Annotated in this window: 3 protein-coding genes; 2 read left to right on the forward strand and 1 reads right to left on the reverse strand. The window is 51.8% G+C overall.

Translation table 11 applies throughout. The features are described 5' to 3' along the window. On the forward strand, positions 1–244 hold a 244-nt coding region (locus tag IT392_11245), incomplete at its 5' end, for a Mov34/MPN/PAD-1 family protein (protein MCC6545053.1). After that, positions 241–1,617, forward strand: coding sequence for a ThiF family adenylyltransferase (locus IT392_11250; protein MCC6545054.1), 1,377 nt, complete (start codon positions 241–243; stop codon positions 1,615–1,617). The genes IT392_11245 and IT392_11250, both read left to right, overlap by 4 nt. A gap of 23 nt (positions 1,618–1,640) precedes the next feature. On the opposite strand, the gene IT392_11255 is transcribed toward IT392_11250, so the two are convergent. Beyond that, positions 1,641–3,176 carry a TraM recognition domain-containing protein gene (locus tag IT392_11255; protein ID MCC6545055.1) on the reverse strand — a complete coding sequence of 512 codons (1,536 nt, stop codon included), beginning with the start codon at positions 3,174–3,176 and terminating at the stop codon, positions 1,641–1,643. Between the last annotated feature and the right edge of the window lie 157 nt (positions 3,177–3,333).

The raw sequence follows: 3,333 nt of genomic DNA on the forward strand, positions 1-3,333 counted from the left end.
AAAACTGAAAGCAGTTGCCCAGGTACATTCCCATCCTAAGGAGGCGTTTCACTCGGATGCAGATGACAGGTGGGCGATTATTAACCATGTGGGGGCCATGTCTTTGGTCCTTCCCTATTTTGCGTTGTATACCTCCCCTCAGACTTTTGTTCAACATGCTGTAGTCTTTGAGATGTCAATAGCAAAGAAATGGGAAGAGGTCTTTCCGCAAGAAGTTGGAAAACGATACAGGACTATACTATGACACCTGAGGAAGAGAATGGGCGGACCCTTGCGGTATGGTTAGGCATAGATGAGGAGAAGGCAATAGAACTTCTTGATACTGCTGTTCTAATCACGCCCAATCAGGAATGCAACAATTCCCTTTTCCTTGCTGAACGACTTATTGAAATTCTATCCCGGACGGTAAAGAAGGTGACCTCTGAACGCATCTTCAATCCCTCAGTGGAGGTAGTTATCGGTAATGCCATAAGAAAAACATCTGCATTGGCGGTCTATGTCGGGATTACAGATTCGCATATCACAATCAGCTACTATCCTATCATAACAGACCAGAATCCTAACGTGCACCCCGTGTTCCTTATAATAGGAGCATGTCATGCTGCGGCAATGGCGGTGAATGGAATAATAGGTGAATACCTCCCATATAGAAACCAAAATCCAATTATCCTTGATTATAAGAAGATGTATGGCAGCGACCTTGAGCTTTTCTACACGAAAGCCTTTCTTGGTGAGGCATTTCTGGCTGGTGCAGGGGCAATTGGAAATGCTTTACTTTATTCAATGCAGTTCTTTGATATAGAAGGGAAACTCAATGTTGTGGATCCTGACATAGTTAGCGATGGAAACTTGAACCGATGCTTGTTCTTCTCTGAATCCGATATTTCCAACAATAAAGTGGAAGTGCTTGTTAGAAAGGCACAACCTTATTTCCCCCGACTTAAACTCATTCCGTATCCTTCCACATTGAGAGATGTTCCCCTTCGTACCGGTGAAAACTGGCTCCGCCGTCTTATTGTCGGAGTGGACAGCCGCCGGGCGAGACGATCGCTTCAGAATGAGCTTCCAGGAGAGGTATTTGATGCTTCTACAACTGATATCCGAGAAGTGGTTCTGCATTTCCACCGGCAACCGACAAAGGGAGCCTGTTTGAGCTGCATTTATTTTCAAGAGGAAGGGGAACTCTCTCATGAGCTTCATGTGGCCGAAGTCCTTGGTGTATCTGTGGAGGAAGTGCAAAAAGGATTAGTGAGCAAAATTGCAGCTGCAAAGATATGCGCTATGTATCCGGATCTTGCAGAGGATGACTTAGTCAACAAGGCATATGATAGCTTGTTCAAGCAGTTGTGTGGTCAAGGGAGACTAAAAATGGCTGAGGACAAGCAGGTTCTTGCTCCTCTTGCTTTTGTGTCAGTCCTTGCAGGAGCCTATCTTGCGATTGAGATCGTGCGGAGAATTCAGAAGAAAAATGTAGAAGATATTTTTAATCATTGGAAGGTGAGTCCCTGGCACTCGCCGAATATGCGATTATGCAAAGTGCAGCCAAAAAGAATTGGCTGTGAGTTCTGTGGTAATGAAATATTTATGAATATTGCTGATCGACTCTGGAAGTGGTGAGCGTTAATGCTTTGGGCTTAAACCTACGACCCTCCATCTTTCCTCCCCATCTCCTCCTGCAGTTCCTGATAGATCCGTCGGTTGATTCGCTCCCAGAGGCCAAGTGGAGTAGGCTCTTTGCGGCGGAAACGGGGAAGGTTCCTGGTATAATCCCAGCCCTGGGGGATCTCCGGTTCCACCCAGGAAAGCCGTACCTGGCAGGGCTCGCCCTGCCAGTTGATGTAGGCCTCGCCCACGTTTAATTGATGCAGGAACGCCTCGGGCCGGACCTTCTGGTCATAGAGCTGCCGGTGAGTGCGGGATGAAGAGCGGGAGTCGGTGAGCCGCGGGTTTACATAGCGGTGCAGGCTGATCGGTTGTCCGGAATCCGATGTCGATTCTCCCTCCGACACCTGGGCAAACCACCGCAGTTCCTGCCCGAAGAAGTCCGAGGCCCACAGGGCTGAGTCCAGGCTTTTGAGTCGCATGAAGACCTTGGTCTCGGTGTTTCCCATCACGGTCTCAAGGAATCCCTTTGAAAGTCCCTTCTCCAGGTCCGAAAGCTGTGTGGTCAACTGAAAGGCGGCGACCAGTGCGATATTGGCCTCCCTGGCCTGCTCGAACACAACGGCAAAATCAGGGATGGCATAGGAGCCGAATTCATCAAGAATTACGAGGGCCGGCATCAGGGGTTGATAATCCTTCTCGCTGTAGACGGCCCCGATGGAGGACTGAAGGTCGGTCAGGATCACCTTGCCCAGCTTTTCGGACTTTTTGGTCTCCTGCAATCTCGGAAGGGCCGCGTAAATGATCTGGCCTTTTTTAATGGCCTGGTAGAAGTCCACGTCGTTCACAGGGCGGCACAGGAAATCTCCCATGGGTTTGCTCGAGGTCGCCCCCAGCTCCGAGATCAGGCCGGAGAGGAGGTCGCTCATCTGGGTTGAGGTCTTGAAATTACGCACGAAGTTCTCCACCTCGATGAGGGATTCCGAGGCGCTGTCGTTGTAGAGATCCTGCTTCAGGATACGGAATGCCTGCGCCGGGGACTCGAACAGGGTCAGGACATCCCGGTAGGAGAAACTTCGCTTCAGGCGGTGCAGGGCCCGCACCAACTTGAGGATCGCCTCGTAGGCCAGGTTGGAATAATAGGATGCGGGATGCCCCTCCGGGATGGAGGGCATCAGCCGGTGGATCTTGTTGGCGATGATCCCGGCCTCCTTCTCCGCATCCCGGGCCATAAGGGGGTTGTAGGCATGGGAAAGTGTGGGGGCCTGAGGGTCAATCACCCGGAGGTCCGCGCTCCGGCCGCAGGCATGGGCCAGCCAGGCCATCTTGGCAAAGCCTGTGTACCGCCGTTTCCCATCCATGAAGATCACGGCCCCGCCCCGGCGTATCTGCTGATAGATCAAAGAGAGGAGGAAGCAGGTCTTTCCAGCCCCGGAAGACCCCACCACCGCCATATGCTGGCAGAGGAGCCGGTCGGGAAGAAAGATCTCCTGACCGGTTGTTGCATCATAACCCACGGTGAGGCCGGGTCTGGGGCTGGTAGAATTGTTTCTGACGCTATCTGCTTCCGGCATTTATTTAGTCCTCCTTGCGAACTTCCACCCGATGTCCTCTGCACCACAGATCACCTTGAAGGCTATTTCATTGAAGCGTATTGCGGCCTTGTCTCTGCCCATGTCGCCAGTGGGGTCAATGCCCTTCGGGGCTGGCTGACGGCCTTCCGGGACATTG

The sequence above is a fragment of the Nitrospirota bacterium genome (assembly GCA_020846775.1).
In the GTDB taxonomy this organism is placed as follows: domain Bacteria; phylum Nitrospirota; class 9FT-COMBO-42-15; order HDB-SIOI813; family HDB-SIOI813; genus RBG-16-43-11.